Genomic DNA, 18557 nt, shown 5'->3' with positions numbered 1-18557 from the left:
GCGCATCGATGTTGCAAATCCCCGGTAACCCCGCCTTCTCCGCGTTCCGTCTCCAACGGCTGGCATCCGCATTCCGCGCCGTCGTGCCCCGTTTGAACGCAGCCGGCGCCCACTATGTCCATTTCGTGGACACCGAGACCGCCCTCGGCGAGCCCCAGCGACGGGTGCTCGAGGCCCTGCTCGATTACGGCGAGCGCGCCGACGTCCCCCTCCCCGCCGGCGAGCAGCTGGTGGTGGTGCCGCGGATCGGCACCATCTCCCCCTGGGCGAGCAAGGCCACGGACATCGCCCACAACTGCGGCCTCACCGCGGTGCGACGCATCGAGCGCGGCGTGCTATGGGCGCTGACACTGGACGGCGACGGGCCGCTTACTGCCGCGGAACGCGCGCGCATCCTGCCGCTGCTCCACGACCGCATGACCGAGTCCGTGCTCGACGATGCCGCGGACGCGGAGGCACTGTTCCTGCGCCACGAACCGCGTCCAGTGGCGGTGGTGGATGTCCTCGGTGGCGGACGGGACGCACTGACGCGCGCGGACGCGGAACTCGGTCTCGCGCTGGCGGACGACGAGATCGACTACCTCCTGGACAGCTACGGCGAGCTCGGCCGTAACCCCACGGACATGGAGCTCATGATGTTCGCCCAGGCGAACTCGGAGCACTGCCGGCACAAGATCTTCAACGCCGACTGGATCATCGACGGCAAGCGCCGCGAGGGCTCGCTGTTCGCCATGATCCGCGAGACCCACGCGCATCGCCCCGAGGGGGTCCTCTCCGCCTACCGCGACAACGCGGCGGTCGCCGAGGGGCATCCCGCCGGGCTCTGGTTCGCCGACCCGGAGACCGGCGTCTACACCCGGCGCGAGGAGCCCGCGCACCTGGTCATGAAGGTGGAGACCCACAACCACCCCACCGCGATCTCCCCAAGCGCCGGCGCGGCCACCGGTGTGGGTGGCGAGATCCGCGACGAGGGAGCCACCGGCCGTGGTGCCCGGCCCAAGGCGGGGCTGGCCGGCTTCACCGTCTCCAATCTGCATCTGCCGGACGCCCCTCGCCCGTGGGAGGACGGCCACGGGCGTCCCGCCCGGATCGCCTCGGCACTGTCGATCATGATCGACGGCCCCGTTGGGGCCGCCGGCTATGCGAACGAGTTCGGCCGGCCGCAGCTGGCCGGCTATTTCCGCACCTTCGAGCAGCGCGTCCCGGGGCCTCAAGGCGAGGAAACCCGCGGCTACCATAAGCCGGTAATGATCGCCGGCGGCATGGGCAACATCCGCGAGTCCCAGGTGCACAAGGGACGCGCGCCGGCAGGGGCACCGGTGGTGGTCCTCGGCGGTCCCGCCATGCTCATCGGCCTCGGCGGGGGTGCCGCCTCCTCGGTGGCCAGCGGCGAGAGCGACGAGGCGCTGGACTTCGCCTCCGTGCAACGCAGCAACCCCGAGGTGGAACGGCGCTGCCAACAGGTCATCGACGCCTGCTGGGCCCTGGGTCCGGACAACCCCGTCGTCGCCATCCACGACGTCGGCGCCGGCGGGCTGTCCAACGCACTGCCGGAGCTGCTCGACGACTCCGGCCGCGGCGGGCGCATCGAGCTGCGCACCGTACCCAACGACGAGCCCGGCATGTCGCCCATGGAGATCTGGTCCAACGAGGCCCAGGAGCGCTACGTCCTGGCCCTGGCCCCGGAACGCCTAGCGGCCTTCGAGGCCATCTGCGAGCGCGAGCGCGCCCCCTACGCGGTGGTCGGCGAGGCCACCGACGAGGCCGATCTCGTGGTGGGCGACGGCTACTTCGACAACACGCCGGTGAACATCCCCATGGAGCTGCTGCTCGGCAAGCCGCCGAAGATGCTCCGCGATGTCCACCACCACCCCTTCGCCAAACCGCCGCTCGCACTCGACGGGGTGGACCCGGCAGAGGCCGCCCGACGGGTACTACAGCTCCCGGCGGTGGCCTCCAAGGAGTTCCTCATCACCATCGGCGACCGCAGCGTCACCGGCCTGGTGGCCCGGGACCCGATGGTCGGCCCCTGGCAGGTGCCGGTGTCGGACGTCGCGGTCACCCTGGCGGACTACGAGGGCTACACCGGCGAGGCCATGGCGATGGGCGAGCGGCCGCCGGTGGCGGTCCTCGATGCGCCTGCGTCCGGGCGCATGGCGGTGGGGGAGGCGCTGACCAACCTGGCAGCGGCGCCGGTAGGGGCCCTGCGCCGGGTCAACCTCTCCGCCAACTGGATGGCCGCCGCCGGCCATCCCGGCGAGGACGCCCGCCTGTATGATACCGTGCAGGCGGTATCCCGGCTGTGCCGGGAGCTGGAGGTGGCCATTCCGGTGGGCAAGGACTCCCTGTCCATGCGCACGGTCTGGGAGGAGGCCGGCAGGACCCGCTCGGTGACCGCCCCCCTCACCCTGGTGGTCTCCGCCTTCGCCCCGGTGGACGACGCCCGCCTCACCCTCACCCCCCAGCTGGATCGCGGCCACGACGAGAGCGCGCTGCTGCTAGTGGATCTCGGCAAGGGGCACAACCGATTGGGCGGCTCGGCACTGGCCCAGGTATACCGGCAGATCGGAGACGATACCCCGGACCTGGACGATCCCCGTGCGCTGGCGGCGTTCTTCACTGTCATCCAAGGGCTGTTGCGCGAGGGCCGGATCCTCGCCTATCACGACCGCTCCGACGGCGGTTTGTTTGCCACCGTCGCCGAAATGGCCTTCGCCGGGCGAACCGGCGTCGAGCTCGTCCTGCCATCAGCGGCCGATCCCCTGGCGCTGCTGTTCAGCGAGGAGCTCGGCGCCGTGCTACAGGTAGCGGAGACCGAGCTCGCCGCTGTGGAGGCGGCCTTCCACGAGGCCGGCCTGGGCCGCCACTGTCATCGCGTCGGCGCCTTGCGTGACGACCAGCGTATCCGCATTAGCGCCGGAGAGACGGTGCTCCTCGACGAGTCCCGGGCGGCGCTGGAGCGCACCTGGCGGGAGACCAGCCATCAGATCCAGCGCCTGCGCGATGACCCGGACTGCGCGGACGAGGCCCTGGCCACGGTGGACCACGATGCGGACCCAGGTCTGCAGGCGAGCCTGTCCTTCGACCCCGCCGAGGACGTGGCCGCGCCGTTCATCGGCACGGGTGCCCGGCCGCGGGCGGCGGTGCTGCGCGAGCAGGGGGTGAACAGCCACTCGGAGATGGCGGCGGCCCTCGACCGGGCCGGCTTCGAGGCAGTGGACGTGCACATGAGCGACCTCGCTGCCGGCCGCCGCGAGCTCTCCGCGTTCCGGATGCTCGCCGCCTGCGGCGGCTTCTCCTATGGCGACGTCCTCGGTGCCGGGGGCGGCTGGGCGAAGTCGGTGCTGTTCAACCCCCGCCTGCGGGACGCCTTCGCCGGCTTCTTCGATCGGCCGGACACCCTGAGCCTCGGCGTCTGCAACGGCTGCCAGATGCTTGCGGGCCTACGCGAGCTGATCCCCGGCAGCGAGCTCTGGCCCCGGTTCGTCCGCAACCGCTCCGAGCAGTACGAGGCCCGGCTCTCCCTGGTGGAGGTGCTGGACTCGCCGTCACTGCTACTCGCCGGGATGAGCGGCTCGCGGCTACCCATCGCGGTCGCCCACGGCGAGGGTCGTGCCGTCTACGAGCCGGAATCGGGGCCGCGCAAGGTGCTGAGCGCCGGCCTCGCGGGCCTGCGCTACGTGGACAATCACGGCGAGGTCACCGAGCGCTACCCGTCCAATCCCAACGGATCGGCCCTGGGGCTGACGGGCTTCACCAGCCGCGACGGCCGGGTGACCATCATGATGCCCCACCCGGAGCGGGTCTTTCGCAGCGTCCAGCACTCCTGGCGCCCGACGAGCTGGGGCGAGGACGGCCCCTGGATGCGGCTGTTCCGCAACGCGCGCCGGGCACTGGGGTGACACCCACCCGTAGGGCCGGCCCTGCCGGCGAACGGGGCTCGCCTCTCGCGGGCAGGGCGCGCCCCTACGCGGGTTCGTCCCTGCCCTGTCCGACCGCCTCCGCGCCGGCCATGGGGCGGCCGCTTCCGCCACGGCGATGCTGAACGATCTCGGCGATCACACTGAGGGCGATCTCCTCGGGGGTGCGGGCGCCGATATCCAGGCCCGCCGGCGAACGCACCCGGGCCAAATCCGCCTCGCCACGGCCGCGCTCGCGGAGGTAGTCCATCACCAGTCCGGCGCGCTTGCGGCTGGCAATGAGGGCGATATAGCCCGCCTCCGAGGCCAATACCCGGTCCAGGGAGAGATGGTCGCCCTTGTGCTGAGTGGCGATCACCACGAAGTCGCCCGGCTCCGGTCGCAACCGCTCGTAGCCGGGGTCATCGATGATCCGCTCCAGCGCCGCCGGGAAACGCTCGCGGCTCGCCTGGGCGTCGCTGACCCGTACGGCAAGGCCCAGGCGATCACCGAGCTCGCAGAGGGTCTCCGCCACCCGGCCGTGGCCGACGACCCACAGACCGGGCCGCCGCAGCACCGGCTCCACGAAGACCCGCATGTGCCCGCCACAGGGCATACCCACGCCCAACACCTCATCGTCCAGGTCGATCTCCACCACCCGGCCCTCGCCCTCGCGTAGGGCGGCCACCGCCTGCTGGCAGACCGTGGACTCGGCGCAACCGCCGCCCACCCACCCATGCAGGAGCCGGCCCTCGCCATCGATCACGGCCTTGGAGCCGGTCTTCGCCGACGCGCTGCCGATGGTCTCGATCACCGTGGCCAGGGCGTGGCCCACCCCGCGCTCGCGCAGGTCTCTCAAGGTCTCCAGCCAGTCGTCACTCACCTTGCTTCCCTCCCCCGGCGAGCCGTTCCAGGTCCGCCGGCGTATCCACGTCCAGGAGCACCCCCGGGTCATCCACCGGTAGCCGGCCCAGGTCACGGCGGTGGCGCTCCACGACCCAACGGGCCCCCACATCGCCGCCGAGCACGGAGAGCTCGGCGCGCAGCGAAGCAGCGAAGCCCACCGGATGGCCGCCGCGTCCCTTGTACTCCGGTCTTGCCACGAGGCTACCACGCGCCAGGGCTGCGACCACCGCCGCCACGCTCGACGGCCGCACCGCTGGCATGTCCGCCGGCAGGATCAGCCAGCCGTCCGCGTCCGGACTCGCCGCCACCCCGGCGGCGATGCTCGCCCCCATGCCCTCCGCACATGCATCGGTGACCACCACCTCGCAACCCGCGGCCTCCAGTGCCCTTATCAGGGCCTCTCGGCCGGGGCGGGTCACCGCCATCACCCGTTCGACACAGGCGAGCAGCGGCATCGCCGCGGCCACCGCCAAAGGGGTCCCGTCGGCAAGGGGGGCGAGGAGCTTGTCGCCGCCGAAGCGGCGCCCCTCACCGCCGGCGAGCAGCAGCGCGCAGATCCGAGCGCTCGCCACGACCGTACTCCCCGCCCAGGGCACGCGCGAGCTGCTCCAGGCTGTCCAGGCTGTGCACCGGGCGGAACTCGTCCACATAGGGCAGCAGCGCCCGCACCCCCGAGGCCCGCGCCTCGAAGCCCTGCCAACGGAGCAGCGGATTCACCCAGATCAGCCGCCGGGCGAGCCGCCCCAGCCGCGCGGCCTCCCGATCCAGCCCGTCCTCGGGGTCACGATCCAGGCCGTCGGTGAGCAGCACCACCACCGCCCCCTGGCCCAGCAGGCGTCGGGCCCAGCGGCGGTTGAAGGCGCCCAGCATGGCCGCGATCCGCGTGCCCCCGGACCAGTCCGGGGCGCTACGGCCCACCGACGCGAGGGCTTCGTCCGGGTCTCGCGCCGCCAACAGCCGGGTCACCCGCGTCAGCCGGGTACCGAAGAGCAGCACCTCCACCCGGTCACGCTGCTGCATCAGGGCATGGAGGAAGTGCAGGAAGGTCCGCGCGTACTGACTCATGGAACCGGAGATGTCCACCAGCACCACCAGCGGGGGATCGCGCCGGCGCCGGCGTCGGCGCTGCAGGTCGATGCCCGGGGCGCCGCCACGCAGGCTCGCGCGCAGGCTCGCCCGGGGGTCCAGGTATTCGCCACGGGGGTGGGGTTGGAGCCGCCGCGTGGGTCGCGCCGGCACTGGCGGGGTCAAGCGGCGGATCAGCCGATGGGCCAGCGCCAGCTCCTCGGCGCTCAGGGACTCGAAGTCCCGGTGCTGGAGGCGCTCGCGCTCCGACCAGGTATGCACCCCCGCATGCTCCTCGATCTCCTCGTGCTCGCGCTGCCTCGGACCCTCGCTCGCCTCCGGGGAAAGGGCATCGGCCAGCCGCCGTGGTGGTGGCCGCCTCGGGGGGCTCGCGCCACCTCCGGCCGCCCGCTCCGCCAGGCGGCGCAGGGCCCGCTGGCCAAGATGGGGGTGTTGCCAGAACATCGCGAAGGCCTGATCGAAGATCGGGCCTTCGCTGCGCCGACGCACGAGCACGGCCGCCAGCGCGGCGCGGAGGTCGGCACGGCTGGCGACACCCGCGGTGCGGGCGGCCTCGATGGCGTCCAGGGTGCTATCCGGGCCCACCGGCAACCCCGCCGCACGCAGCAGGCGCACGAAGTGGGTGATGTTCTCCGCCAGCCGTCCGGAAGGCTCAGCCGTGCCGTGCATCGGCGATCTCGGCGTTGATCTGCTCCAGCAGCGTCTCCACTTCCCGAGCGTCCAGGCGCTCCAGGTCCTCCTGGTACTTGAGCACCGCCCCCAGGGTCTCGCCCACCACCGACGGGTCCAGGCTCACCCGGTCCAGGGCCGCCAGGGCCTGGCTCCAGTCGATGGTCTCGGCGACGCCGGGGAGCTTGTACAACGGCATCTCCCGCAGGCGCTGGACGAAGGCCACCACCTGGGCGCTGAGCGCCTCCGCGGCCTCGGGGGCCCGACGGCGCACGATGGCCAGCTCCCGGGCGGCATCCGGATAGTCCACCCAGTGGTAGAAGCAACGGCGCTTGACCGCGTCGTGGATCTCGCGGGTGCGGTTGGAGGTGATCACCACGATGGGCGGTTCCTCGGCACGTACGCTGCCGAGCTCCGGGATGGTGACCTGGTACTCGGAGAGCACCTCCAGGAGGAAGGCCTCGAAGGGCTCATCGGTGCGGTCGAGCTCGTCGATGAGGAGCACCGGCGGCCCTTCCGGTTGCGGTTCTAGGGCCTGGAGCAGGGGCCGGCGGATAAGGAATCGTTCCGCGAAGATGTCATCGGCCAAGTGCTCCCGGTCGACGACGCCACCGGCCTCGGCGAGCCGGATCTCCACCATCTGGCGCTGGTAGTTCCACTCGTAGACCGCCGCCGCCACGTCCAGGCCCTCGTAGCACTGCAGCCGGATCAGCCGCCGGCCCAGGGCGGCGGCAAGGACCCGCGCGACCTCCGTCTTGCCGGTGCCAGACTCCCCCTCCAGGAACAGCGGCCGCTGCAGGCGCAGGGCCAGAAACACCGCCGTCGCCAGGCGGCGGTCGGGGACGTAGTCCTCGGCCGAGAGGAGCTCCTCCACGGCGTCGATGGAGCTGGGGAGATCGCTATGCTCTGCCATACTCAATACGCTGACGTTATCCGGTTGGGTATCGCGGCCGGTCTCCCGGCAGCGGAGCGTCGGCGGCCAGGGATGGCCGCCGTCGAGCGTACAGGGATGTATTCACAGCGTCTCCGCTGCCGGGAGATCGGCCGCGATACCCCTTCCCCTCCCCGCCGCAGGCACTCGGACGGGGGATCATTACGCCCGGACCTACCTCGCCGCCGCCACGGCCCGCCGGGCGATCACCCCCACCAAGTGGGCACGGTACTCGGGGGTTGCGTGGAGGTCCTCGTTGAGGCCGCCCGGGTCCACGCGGATGCCGTCCAGGGCCTCGGGTCGGAAGTCCCGGGCCAGGGCCTGCTCCATCTCCGGGACCCGGAACACGCAGGGCCCGGCCCCGGCCACCGCCACCCGCACCCCGTCATTGGTCTCCGCGACGAAGACACTCACCAGCACATAGCGGGATGCCGGCTGCGGGAACTTCACGTAGCCGGCGCGTTTCGGCACCGGGAAGCGCACCCCGAGGATCAGCTCCCCCTCCTCCAGGGCGGTCTCGAACATACCCGTGAAGAAGTCGTCGGCGGCGATCTCCCGGCCGGTGGTCACCACCGTGGCACCGAGGCCCACCAGGCCCGCGGGGTAGTCCGCCGCCGGGTCGTTGTTGGCGATGGAGCCGCCGAGGGTACCCATGTTGCGCACCTGGGCGTCACCGATACCCCCGGCCAGCTCCGCCAGGGCGGGGGCGGCATCACGCACGGTGGCGGAGGCGGCGACCTCGGCATGGCGCGAGAGCGCGCCGATATCCAGCTCATCGCCGTCGCGCTCGATGCCGGCGAGCTCGGTCAGCCCACCCAGGTCTACCAGGGTCGAGGGCATGGCCAGGCGCTGGCGCAGGCTCTGCAGCAGGGTCTGGCCGCCGGCGATGAACTGCGCCTCGTCGTCGGCCGCCAGCTGCTTCAACGCGTCGTCGATATCACTGGCGCGATGGAATTCGAATGCATACATGTGCCAATCCTCCGAGGCTCACGCCGCGCGGCTGCCGCCGGCCTGCTGGATGGTCTGCCAGACCCGAAGCGGGGTCAGCGGCATGGAGATATCATTCACCCCCAGCGGCTGCAGGGCGTCGATCACCGCATTCACCACCGCCGGCGGGGCACCGATGGCCCCGGCCTCTCCGCAGCCCTTCACCCCCAGCGGATTGTGCGTGCAGGGGGTGTTGCGGGTGTCCACGCGGAAGCTCGGGAGGTCGTCGGCACGCGGCATGGTGTAGTCCATGTAGGTCCCCGTGATGAGCTGGCCGCTGGCCTCGTCGTAGACACAGCCCTCCAGCAGCGCCTGGCCGATGCCCTGGGCGAGGCCGCCGTGGACCTGGCCCTCGACGATCATCGGATTGATGACGTTGCCAAAGTCATCCACCGCAGTGAAGTTGACGATCTCCACGCGCCCGGTCTCCGGGTCCACCTCCACCTCGCAGATGTGGCTGCCGGCCGGATAGGTGAAATTGGTGGGGTCGTAGAACGCGGTCTCGTCCAGCCCCGGCTCCAGGGTCTCCAGCGGGTAGTTGTGGGGGACGTACGCGGAGAAGGCGATCTCCGGGATGGACAGGGTGCGGTCAGTGCCGGCCACCCGGAAGGTGCCGTGCTCGTCGTGCTCCACGTCCGCCACGTCCACCTCGAGCATGTGCGCGGCGATCTTCCGGCTCTTGTCGATGATCTTATCCAGGGCCCGCATGATGGCGGTACCGCCCACCGCCAGGGAGCGCGAGCCGTACGTGCCCATTCCGAAGGGCACCCGGTCGGTGTCGCCGTGGACGATCTCGACGTCCTCGATGCCGATGCCGAGTCGATCGGCCACCACCTGGGCGAAGGTCGTCTCGTGGCCCTGGCCATGGCTATGGGAGCCGGTGAACACCGTCACCTTACCGGTGGGGTGCAGGCGCACCTCGCCGGCCTCGTAGAGCCCCGCGCGGGCCCCGAGGGCACCGGCGATGTTGGACGGGGCCAGCCCGCAGGCCTCGATATAGGTGGAATACCCGAGGCCGCGGTAGCGGCCGCGGGAGCGGGCCTCCGCGCGGCGCTGATCGAAGCCCGCCACGTCGGCGAGCTGCATGGCGGCATCCAGGGTGGCCTCGTAGTCGCCGACGTCGTAGTTCAGCGCCACCGGCGTCTGGTAGGGGAAGGCGTCCTTGGGGATGAAGTTCCGCCGCCGGATCTCCGCCTGGTCCATGCCCAGCTGGCGGGCGCAGGCGTCCACCAGGCGCTCCACCACATAGGTCGCCTCCGGCCGTCCCGCGCCCCGATAGGCGTCCACCGGGGTGGTATGGGTAAACGCGGCGGTCACCCGACAGTGGATCTTCGGGGTACGGTACTGCCCCGCCAGCAATGTGGCGTAGAGGATGGTGGGCACCGACGGCGCGAAGGTGGACAGATAGGCCCCCAAGTTCGCCGTCGTACGCACCCGCATGGCCTGAAAGTGCCCGTCCTCGTCCAGGGCCATCTCCGCGCGGGTGACATGGTCCCGGCCGTGGGCATCGGTGGCGAAGGACTCTGAGCGCTCCGCGGTCCAGCGCAGCGGTCGGCCCACCTTGGGGCTCGCCCAGGTGAGCACCGCCTCCTCGGCGTAGTGGAAGATCTTGGAGCCGAAGCCGCCGCCCACGTCCGGGGCCACCACCCGCACCTTGTGCTCGGGGATCTGGAGCACGAAGGCGCTCATCAACAGCCGGGTGACGTGGGGGTTCTGGCTGGTGGTATACAGCGTATAGCGCTCCTCGCCGGGGCTGTACATCGCCACCGCGGCCCGCGGCTCGATGGCGTTGGGGATCATCCGGTTGTTGGTGAGATCCACGGATACGGTATGCGCGGCGGCGTCAAAGGCGGCGTCCACCTCACCGCCCTCGCCGAGCTCCCAGACATAGCAGCAGTTGTCGTCGAACTCGTCGTGGACCTTCGGCGCGTCCGGCTCCAGGGCCGCCGTGGCCGACGCCACCGCCGGCAGCGGCTCGTAGTCCACCTCGATGAGCTCCGAGGCGTCCTTCGCCTGCCAGAAGGTCTCGGCGACCACCACCGCGACCGCATCGCCGACGTAACGGACCTTGCCCTGGGCCAGGGGCGGATGGGGCGGCTCCTTCATGGGGTTACCGTCCACATCGGTGATCTGCCAGCCACAGGGCAGGCCGCCCACGCCATCAGCGGCGAGATCCTCGCCGGTGAGCACCGCCACCACGCCCTCCGCCGAGCGCGCCGCGGAGACGTCTACGCCGCCGATGCGCGCATGGGCATGGGGGGAGCGCAGGAAGTAGGCATACGCCTCGTTGGGGAAATGAAGATCGTCCGTATAGCGGCCCTGGCCCCGGAGGAAGCGCTCGTCCTCGCGACGCTTGACCGGCTGCCCGATTCCGGATTCGCTCATGGCTGCCTCCTCCTTACATCCGGCCGGCGGCCTCGCGGACCGCGCGCACAATGTTGTGGTAACCGGTGCAGCGGCAGTAATTGCCTTCGAGCTGCTCGCGGATGGTGGCCTCGTCGGGATCAGGGTTCCGGCGTACCAGGTCGACGGCGGCCATCACCATGCCCGGTGTGCAGAAGCCGCACTGCAACCCGTGGCACTCGCGGAAGGCGGCCTGCATGGGGTGGAGCTCCCCATCGGGGGCGAGCCCCTCGATGGTGGTGACTTCCGCACCTTCCGCCTGCCCGGCGAGCACACTGCAGGCCTTCACTGCCCGGCCGTCCAGATGCACCGTACAGGCCCCGCACTGGCCGGTATCGCAGCCCACATGGGTGCCGGTAAGCGAGAGGTGGTCACGCAGCAGATCCACCAGCGTGGTCCGCGGATCCACCTCCCGCGTGACGCCCTGGCCATTGACCGTAAGGGATACTTCCATCGACGGCTCTCCTCCTCGCCGCGGCGGCCCGGTGCCGCCTGGTTGTCATTCGATACCCGGTAAAGATAGCCGGCCGTCGCCGGCACGCCAACGCGGCCGCGCTCAGCCCTGGCCGCGCCGCCAGAACCGCCAGCCACCCTTCTTCTTCGATGGCTCGGCCGGGGCGGATTCCGCGCCCTCCCCGCCGCCTTCCGCGGCGCCGGCCGCCGCCTTGCCCTGCCCCTTCGACTTGTCGGGAGCGGGCTCGCCGACGGGCTCACCGCGGAGATAGGCGCCCATGTTGTCGAAGAACTCGTCGGCAAGCTTGCGCGCCGCGCCGTTGACGATACGCGAACCCACCTGGGCGAGCTTGCCGCCCACGGTGGCCTCCACCGCATAGCCGAGCCGGGTGCCCTCCGGGTTCATTTCGTCGAGGCGCACCGAGGCCGCCCCCTTGGCAAAGCCCGCGGCGCCCCCCTGGCCTTCGAAGCGCAGTCGATAGGCCTCGGGGGGGTTGGCATCCTCAATGGAAACGTGACCCCGAAAGCGGGCCTTCACCGGTCCCACCTTGGTCAGCACCTCCGCCTCGTAGCGATCCGCCTCCAGCTGCTCCAACCCCTGGCATCCCGGGATACAGGCGCGAAGCGCCTCCGGGTCATTGAGGGTATCCCAGACGGTCTGGCGGTCGAAGGGGAGCTCGCGCTCCTGGTTCATCTCCATGGCCGGCACCCTCGCGCTTGTCCGAATCCGGCCCCAAACATAACGCGACCGCGTCGGCCGCGCACTGACGCGCTGCAACAGCCGCTCAGAAACGCCCGACGCGGTAGTCCTCGAAGGCCTGTTGGAGCTCCTCCCGGGTGTTCATGACGAAGGGACCATGCCGTGCCACGGGCTCACCGATGGGCCGCCCGGCCACCACCAGGCAGCGACCGCCGCCGTCCGCGGTCAACGTGAGGGTGTCACCGTCGGCGAGCACGGCGAGCTCACCCCGGGGGAGCGCCGCTGCCCGTGCCGCAGGCCCTACGTGGACATCACCCTCGAAGACGTACACAAAACCGGCGTGACCAGCGGGGACCGGCAGCGTCCAGGAGGCACCAGCCGCCAGGGCCACATCCACCATCAGCGGCGCCACGGCGATACCCTCCACCGGCCCGCGGGCGTCGGCGGCGTCGCCGGCGAGCACGCGGACCTGCACACCTTGCGCCGGCGTTCGCTCGGGCACCGCCTCCGGGGGCACATCCTGGTAGCGCGGCGCCGCCATCTTCCGGGCCGCCGGGAGATTCACCCAGAGCTGGAACCCCCACATCAGCCCGTCCTGCTGCTCGGGCATCTCCGAGTGGACGATGCCCCGGCCCGCCGTCATCCACTGCAGGCCACCGGGCTCGAGCACCCCGCTATTGCCCTGGTTGTCGCCATGGCGCATGCGGCCGGCGAGCATGTAGGTGACGGTCTCGAAACCGCGGTGAGGGTGCTCCGGGAAGCCGGCGATGTAGTCGCCCGGGTCGTCCGACCGGAACTCGTCGAGCATCAGGAAGGGATCGACAGCATCCAGGTACGGGGTGCCGATAATCCGCGTCAGCCGCACCCCCGCACCGTCACTGGCGGGAAGTCCACGGACCTGACGAGCCACGAGGCGGCCGGCGGAGCCCGCCGATACCACCGTCTCTTCATCCATCACTGCCTCCCGGCGGAGTGACCGCCCTCTTGCCTTCATCGATGCCCCCACGATAGGACCGGGCGTAACGACCACCAATCCCCTTTGCGACAACAAAGTATTCGCGCTCCAGGCACAGTCGCCTCCATCGACGAGGCGGTCCATCATTACCCGCTCGACCACAACCCGTTTCGACGACGTAAGCGTACCCGAATGGGCGGAAGGCGGCCCTGCCGCAGGGCTCCTATACCCCCTGCCCCAAGATCTCTCCGAGCAGAGAAAGTTCAATGATTGATGAATAGTGTAACTGGAAGTAGTCCGAGTACCCGGTTAGCCGACACACACCTATATAGGCCGATCCTTGGGCACATCGATGTGCGTTCAGTTGGCCCGTATCGAATGCAGTTTTTGAGCGGAAGCTCCGGAGCCGCCTACGGGAACTCATTATCGCTGATGGTGGGTTGGCCGCATCCCGTGGGTCGGGGGCACCATCGCCCGGTGGGCTTGCATCGTCTCGAGGAACTTCAGCCGCTCCACGATTCGGTGGTTCAGGGCAACGAGATGAATGGCCATCGCGTTCGACATCGCTGGTCAGGGGGTCGTGGGCGAACCGCTCCTTCCAGACGCGGGGCGCAAGCGTGATGGTCTCGCAGGCCGGCAACGCGGTGTTGGAGGTACTCGCCGATTCGCCTACGCACGGAGGCGTCGAGCTTGGGATCGGCGAGGTAGATGTCCTCCAGCGCCTCAAGGTGTTGCTCAACGGTCGCTCGGATATCGGACGTTGCTGGTCGACCCCGACTGATGGGAACTCGGGCGCCACTGACACCGCTATCGGCACCCTGTCCCCTGGGCTATACTGCCCCTAGCTCTTCGATGGGATTCAACGCGATGCTCTTCCCTCACCGGCCCGTGAAAATACGCAGAAGGAGCGTGCGCTCGGTCCGGCCGTAGGTCCGGCCAGGTGCGTGTGCGTGATCGCCACCTGGCCGCCCTTCCCTGGTACTGCTTTCAACCTGACTGGCGCCGACCCCGTGCCGCGTCAGCAATGCGTCGTGGATTGGTGGAGGACAATGAAATGGTGAGTGAACGTATTCCCCTGCTCTCGGAATTCGACGTCCGTCGTCTGGAGGCGGTGGTGGCCCGGCATTCGGATCTGCGGGTGGCCACGAACCCCCTCTCGGAGCTGATCGCCAAGATCTACGCCTACGATCAGGCGCCCTCGGACGCCATCCCGGCGGACGTGGTCACTATGAACAGCCGCGTCCGCATCGCGTCCCTGTCCAGCGGCAAGGAGTTCGACTGCACGCTGGTATTCCCCCATCGGGCGGACTCGGAGGCCAAGCAGATATCGGTACTGGCGCCGCTGGGGGTCGCGCTGTTCGGCGCCCGCGTCGGGGAGGTCCTGGAGGTCGTCACCGCGAGCGCCACCACCGAGTACCGGGTCCTGGAGATCCTCTATCAGCCGGAGGCGCAGGGGAACTTCAACGAGTAGGGCGCGCGGGGCGACCGTCCGCCCCGCCGCCACCCTCAGGAGAGCCCCTGCTCGATCATCGCGTTGGCGACGCGCCGGAAGCCGGCGATATTCGCCCCGCGCGCGAGGTTGTGGGGCTCGCCGAACTCGACGGCGGTCGTCCGGCAGCGCTGGAATATGTCCGCCATGATCGCCTGCAGATGGGCGTCGACCTTGTCCAGGGACCATTGCGTGAGACCGGCATTCTGCTGCATCTCCAGCTGACTCGTGGCCACGCCGCCAGCGTTGGCCGCCTTCCCCGGGCCGTACGCGATCCCGGCCTCAAGGAAGCGATCCACCGCCTCCCGAGTGCTAGGCATATTCGCGCCCTCGCTTACACAGACCACCCCGCTATCGAGCAACGCCTCGGCGTCACTAGCGCCGAGTTCGTTCTGGGTGGCGCACGGGAAAGCGGCGCGGCCGCTATAACGCCACACCGCGTGGCCCCCTTCGGGGTAGTCCTCGGCAGGTATGTACTCCGCCTGGGGATGGTGGGCCAGGTACTCGGACAATGGCAGCCGTTGCTCCTCCTTCAGCCGTTTCAGCAGCGCCAGATCGATGCCGCGCTCGTCATGGACGGCGCCCCCGGAGTCCGAACAGGTTACCGGGATCGCCCCGAGCTGGTAGAGCTTCTCGATGGTGTAGATGGCGACGTTGCCGGCCCCGGAGACCAGGCAGACGTTGCCCTCCAGGCTCTCGCTCCGGGCATTGAGCATGTTCTCCGCGAAGTAGGCGCACCCATAACCGGTCGCCTGCCTGCGACCGAGCGAACCGCCCCAGTCCAGCCCCTTGCCGGTGATCGCCCCCTCGTAGCGGCCGCTGAGGCGGCGGTAGTGGCCGTAGAGATAGCCGATCTCCCGGGCGCCGACCCCAATGTCCCCCGCGGGTACGTCCACGGTGGCGCCGATGTGGCGATGCAGCTCGGTCATGAACGCCTGGCAGAAGCGCATGATCTCGGCGTCGGAGCGCCCCTTGGGGTCGAAGTCGGCGCCGCCCTTGCCGCCGCCGATGGGCAAACCGGTGAGGGCGTTCTTGAAGATCTGCTCGAAACCGAGGAACTTGATCACGCTGGCGGTGACGGCCGGGTGAAAGCGCAGTCCGCCCTTGTAGGGACCAAGCGCGGAGTTGAACTGCACCCGGTAGCCCTTGTTGACCTGCACCGCGCCGGCGTCATCCATCCACGCCACCCGAAAGAAGATCTGGCGCTCGGGCTCGACCAGTCGCTCGATGATGCCATGGCGGGCATAGCGCGGGTCGTTGTCGAGCTCCGGCGCCAGCGACGCCAGGATCTCCTCGGCCGCCTGGTAGAACTCGGTCTGCGCCGGGCTGCTGCGCCGGAGGTTGCTCAGGGTTTCCTGGACGTAGGACATGCGCGGCGGCCTTCCTTGTCAGAAACAATACGCGGGCTAATCAGTGGCCCGCATACTATCATTTACGCCCGTGCGAATCCGACGCCGCCTCCCAGCTCGCGAAGGCATGCCGGCTGTGGGCGACGGCGCCGCCGGCGCGCATCTCGGCGGCCACCCAGATGGCCTCCATCAGCTCCGCGGGCTCGGCGCCGGCGCGCTTGGCCGCGCGGGTATGGCCGTCGATGCAGTCCGGGCACTGGGTGACGTGGGCCACCGCCACCGCGATCAGCTGCTTGGTCCGCGCATCCAGCGCCCCGTCGGCGAAGACCTGCCGACTGAACGCCCGCCAGGCCGTCTCCGTATCGGGGGTGTGGGTGGCGCGATGGTTCGGCTTGCGGGAATCGGTCATTGGGACGCTCCTGTTCGTCACTGCGAGAAGGCGGCGCGCACGGCCTCACCACCATCCCAGGGCTCAGCGTCCGCCATGGACTCGCGCAGTTCCGCCACGCGCGCGGTGGTGACCGGCGACGCGTGGTTACCCCAGCTCTGGCGGATGTGGCTGAGTACGGCGGCGATCTCGGCATCGCTCAGGGACCCGGCGAAGGCTGGCATCTGCCCCTCGTAGGTGGTGCCCTGCACCTCGATGGGCCCGTTGAGGCCGCGGAGCACGATGGCCGCGGCCCGGGTGCCGTCGCCCGCGCTCACCCAGTCACTGTCCGCCAGCGGCGGAAAGGTCCCCGGCACACCCTGACCGTTGCCCTGATGGCAGGAGGCGCAGTTGCTGTTGTACACGGTGGCGCCACTGACCTCGCCCGCCTCGGATGCGGCGGCCGGCAAAGGCGTTCGGGCATCACCGGCGTTGAGGGGGTAGCCGGTATGGGCGACGAGATAGAAACCGCCCCACAAGAACAACCCGCCGACCAATTGGTACACCCACACGGGGATCGGCCGATCGCCCTCCTCGGGCTCCGGGTGCTCACGACCGCGGGCGTTGGGTGCGCGATCACTCATGGTCGCCCTCCGCCGGCTCGCGAGTGGGCAGCGCGGCCGTGGGGTAGGTGCGGTCCAGCGCCTGCAGATAGGCGACGAGGTCCAGCGCCCGGCGCGTGGCCACCACCTCGCGCCCCCCGGAGGGACCGAGCCCCTCGGGCAGCGAGACCACCCGCTCGCCGTCCACTGGCGTATCGACCGTCTCGAATAGGTAGCGATACGGCGGCATGATGCTGTCCGCCACGACCGCGCGGGGGTTGTACAGATGCACCAGGTGCCAGTCGTCGCTCGGCAGCCGCGCGCCGACGTTGAGCAGGTCCGGGCCGGTGCGCATGGTCCCGAGCAGGTGCGGCTGGTCGTAGGCATAGTCGGCGGGCACCGAAGGCCGCCCCCAACCGCGCTCGCGATCGGCGGCGGAGAAGGCGCCGTCGCGCGGTTGCTGGCTGTGGCAGTAGATGCAGCCCTCGGCGATGTAGACGGCGCGCCCGCGCTGCTCCGCCTCGGTATAGGGCTGGAGCTCATCGGCGGGCTCCGCGCCCTGGATCTGCAGGTAGGGCATCAGCACGAGGAAGAGCATGGATAGCATGAGGATGAGCGCGGCGCCGGCCATGATGGCGAGGGTGTTCCTCATGGCGTCGCCCCCCGCTCACCGAGTATGCGCGGTCGGAATACCGCCGCCCCCCGCAGCGCCCGTCCCTGGTGGCTGAGCGCGAGGAAGAAGTGGGCGGCGAAGACCAGATGACCCAGCGTCATCAGCGCGCCGCCCAACGAGCGCGCCTCCAGATACGGCAAGGTCAGGCGCACGATATCCATAAATGGGGTATCCGCGTCCAACAGCGCCAGCCCCTGCAACCAGCCGCCCACCGTCATCGATACGAAGTACACGGTGATCCCCGCGGCGGCGAGCCAGAAGTGCAGGCTGATCAACCGCACCGATGGCCACTCCCAGTCGGCCAGGCGCGGCAGGATGAAGTAGATGGCGCCGAAGAGCACGAAGCTGAGGAACCCATAGAAGCCCAGGTGCGCGTGGCCCACGGTGTAATGGGTGAAGTGCGTGACCGCGTTCACCGAGCGCAGTGCCTCCATGGAGCCCTGCAGCGACGACGCCGTGTAGCCGACCGAAGTTCGACAGTTCACGCCCTGGCGTCCTAACGATGACGACGCGGTGATGCGGCCTCTGGGCTGATTCTGCGAATCGCGCCGTAGTGCCAATATAGGACGCGTTTCCTATTTATTCGTTGTGGTTGCACCGTTATACTGTGCAGCCATGTATATCCGCGCCTCCCGCTCCGGCGGCCATACGTATCTGCGCCTGGTCGAGTCGTATCGCGACGACAACGGCCGTGCCCGTCAGCGCCAGATCGCGCAGCTCGGCCGCGCCGACCAGCTCGGCGAGGCGGAGGTCGAGGGCCTGGTCCGCAGCCTCCGTCGGCTCACCGGCCGGGAGATGCCCGAGCCCGGCACCCCGGAGTTCGAGGCGGCCCGGGAAGTCGGCGGCCCCTGGGCGCTGACCGAATTGTGGCGCGCGCTGGGTCTCGAGGAGGGGCTGCGGCGGGCCCTACGCTCGGGGCGCCACCACTTCGATGCCGAGGCGCTGCTGCGGGTGATGGTGTTCAATCGGTTGTGCGATCCCGACAGCAAGCTCGGGGTGCTGCGCTGGCTCGAGACCGTGGTGATGCCCGGGCTGGACACCGAGGGCATCACCCATCAGCAGTTGCTGCGCGCCATGGATGCGCTCGA

At 69.9% G+C, this 18557-nt stretch carries 16 protein-coding genes and 1 pseudogene; 3 read left to right on the top strand and 14 right to left on the bottom strand.

Going from position 1 to position 18557, the window contains the following annotated elements:
* Window positions 1-8 precede the first annotated feature (8 nt).
* Window positions 9-3902 (top strand): phosphoribosylformylglycinamidine synthase, encoded by a 3894-nt coding sequence (gene purL / locus ACQ754_RS15240; protein ID WP_440997901.1) that lies wholly within the window; start codon window positions 9-11, stop codon window positions 3900-3902.
* 64 nt (window positions 3903-3966) lie between these two features.
* Here the strand turns inward: purL and ACQ754_RS15235 are convergent, their stop codons facing one another.
* From ACQ754_RS15235 to ACQ754_RS15195, 9 genes are all read right to left on the bottom strand, one after another.
* A complete protein-coding gene (locus ACQ754_RS15235; protein WP_440997900.1) occupies window positions 3967-4782 on the bottom strand; it encodes an XdhC family protein in 816 nt (271 codons plus the stop codon).
* On the bottom strand, window positions 4775-5377 hold the full coding sequence (locus tag ACQ754_RS15230; RefSeq protein ID WP_440997899.1) for a nucleotidyltransferase family protein: 603 nt from the start codon (window positions 5375-5377) through the stop codon (window positions 4775-4777). The genes ACQ754_RS15235 and ACQ754_RS15230 overlap by 8 nt, the downstream gene beginning before the upstream one ends.
* On the bottom strand, window positions 5334-6560 hold the full coding sequence (locus ACQ754_RS15225) for a vWA domain-containing protein (protein WP_440997898.1): 1227 nt from the start codon (window positions 6558-6560) through the stop codon (window positions 5334-5336). Before ACQ754_RS15225 ends, ACQ754_RS15230 begins: the two co-directional genes overlap by 44 nt.
* Complete coding sequence (locus ACQ754_RS15220; protein WP_440997897.1) at window positions 6544-7473, bottom strand: AAA family ATPase; 930 nt, start codon at window positions 7471-7473, stop codon at window positions 6544-6546. Before ACQ754_RS15220 ends, ACQ754_RS15225 begins: the two co-directional genes overlap by 17 nt.
* Before the next feature lie 192 nt (window positions 7474-7665).
* Complete coding sequence (locus ACQ754_RS15215; RefSeq protein ID WP_440997896.1) at window positions 7666-8460, bottom strand: FAD binding domain-containing protein; 795 nt, start codon at window positions 8458-8460, stop codon at window positions 7666-7668.
* A gap of 18 nt (window positions 8461-8478) precedes the next feature.
* Entirely contained in the window at window positions 8479-10863 is a 2385-nt protein-coding gene (locus ACQ754_RS15210) for a xanthine dehydrogenase family protein molybdopterin-binding subunit (protein WP_440997895.1), read from the bottom strand.
* 13 nt (window positions 10864-10876) lie between these two features.
* On the bottom strand, window positions 10877-11335 hold the full coding sequence (locus ACQ754_RS15205; protein WP_440997894.1) for a (2Fe-2S)-binding protein: 459 nt from the start codon (window positions 11333-11335) through the stop codon (window positions 10877-10879).
* A gap of 102 nt (window positions 11336-11437) precedes the next feature.
* Window positions 11438-12034, bottom strand: coding sequence for a CoxG family protein (locus ACQ754_RS15200; protein WP_440997893.1), 597 nt, complete (start codon window positions 12032-12034; stop codon window positions 11438-11440).
* Between the two features lie 85 nt (window positions 12035-12119).
* Window positions 12120-12989 carry a pirin family protein gene (locus ACQ754_RS15195; protein ID WP_440997892.1) on the bottom strand — a complete coding sequence of 290 codons (870 nt, stop codon included), beginning with the start codon at window positions 12987-12989 and terminating at the stop codon, window positions 12120-12122.
* A gap of 1054 nt (window positions 12990-14043) precedes the next feature.
* On the opposite strand from ACQ754_RS15195, the gene ACQ754_RS15190 reads away from it, so the two are divergent.
* Entirely contained in the window at window positions 14044-14460 is a 417-nt protein-coding gene (locus ACQ754_RS15190) for a GreA/GreB family elongation factor (RefSeq protein ID WP_440997891.1), read from the top strand.
* Window positions 14461-14495: 35 nt separating this feature from the next.
* On the opposite strand, the gene gdhA is transcribed toward ACQ754_RS15190, so the two are convergent.
* From gdhA to ACQ754_RS15165, 5 genes are read right to left on the bottom strand one after another with little or no spacing between them, the layout of a single operon-like run.
* Window positions 14496-15848: an NADP-specific glutamate dehydrogenase gene (gene gdhA, locus ACQ754_RS15185; RefSeq protein WP_440997890.1), complete on the bottom strand. Its 1353-nt coding sequence runs from the start codon at window positions 15846-15848 to the stop codon at window positions 14496-14498.
* Window positions 15849-15906: 58 nt separating this feature from the next.
* Entirely contained in the window at window positions 15907-16236 is a 330-nt protein-coding gene (locus ACQ754_RS15180; protein ID WP_440997889.1) for a carboxymuconolactone decarboxylase family protein, read from the bottom strand.
* A 17-nt stretch (window positions 16237-16253) separates the two neighbouring features.
* Window positions 16254-16838 (bottom strand): c-type cytochrome, encoded by a 585-nt coding sequence (locus tag ACQ754_RS15175; protein WP_440997888.1) that lies wholly within the window; start codon window positions 16836-16838, stop codon window positions 16254-16256.
* Entirely contained in the window at window positions 16831-17448 is a 618-nt protein-coding gene (locus ACQ754_RS15170; protein WP_440997887.1) for a cbb3-type cytochrome c oxidase subunit II, read from the bottom strand. The genes ACQ754_RS15175 and ACQ754_RS15170 overlap by 8 nt, the downstream gene beginning before the upstream one ends.
* Complete coding sequence (locus tag ACQ754_RS15165; RefSeq protein WP_440997886.1) at window positions 17445-17954, bottom strand: cbb3-type cytochrome c oxidase subunit I; 510 nt, start codon at window positions 17952-17954, stop codon at window positions 17445-17447. The genes ACQ754_RS15170 and ACQ754_RS15165 overlap by 4 nt, the downstream gene beginning before the upstream one ends.
* Before the next feature lie 130 nt (window positions 17955-18084).
* On the opposite strand from ACQ754_RS15165, the pseudogene ACQ754_RS15160 reads away from it, so the two are divergent.
* Window positions 18085-18557: pseudogene (locus ACQ754_RS15160) on the top strand (IS1634 family transposase); the annotation flags it as partial.

The sequence above is a fragment of the Arhodomonas sp. SL1 genome, assembly GCF_052060015.1.
In the GTDB taxonomy this organism is placed as follows: Bacteria; Pseudomonadota; Gammaproteobacteria; order Nitrococcales; family Nitrococcaceae; genus Arhodomonas.
The sequence above is the reverse complement of the archived record's forward strand: the minus strand, read 5'-3'. Positions and strand labels throughout refer to the sequence as shown.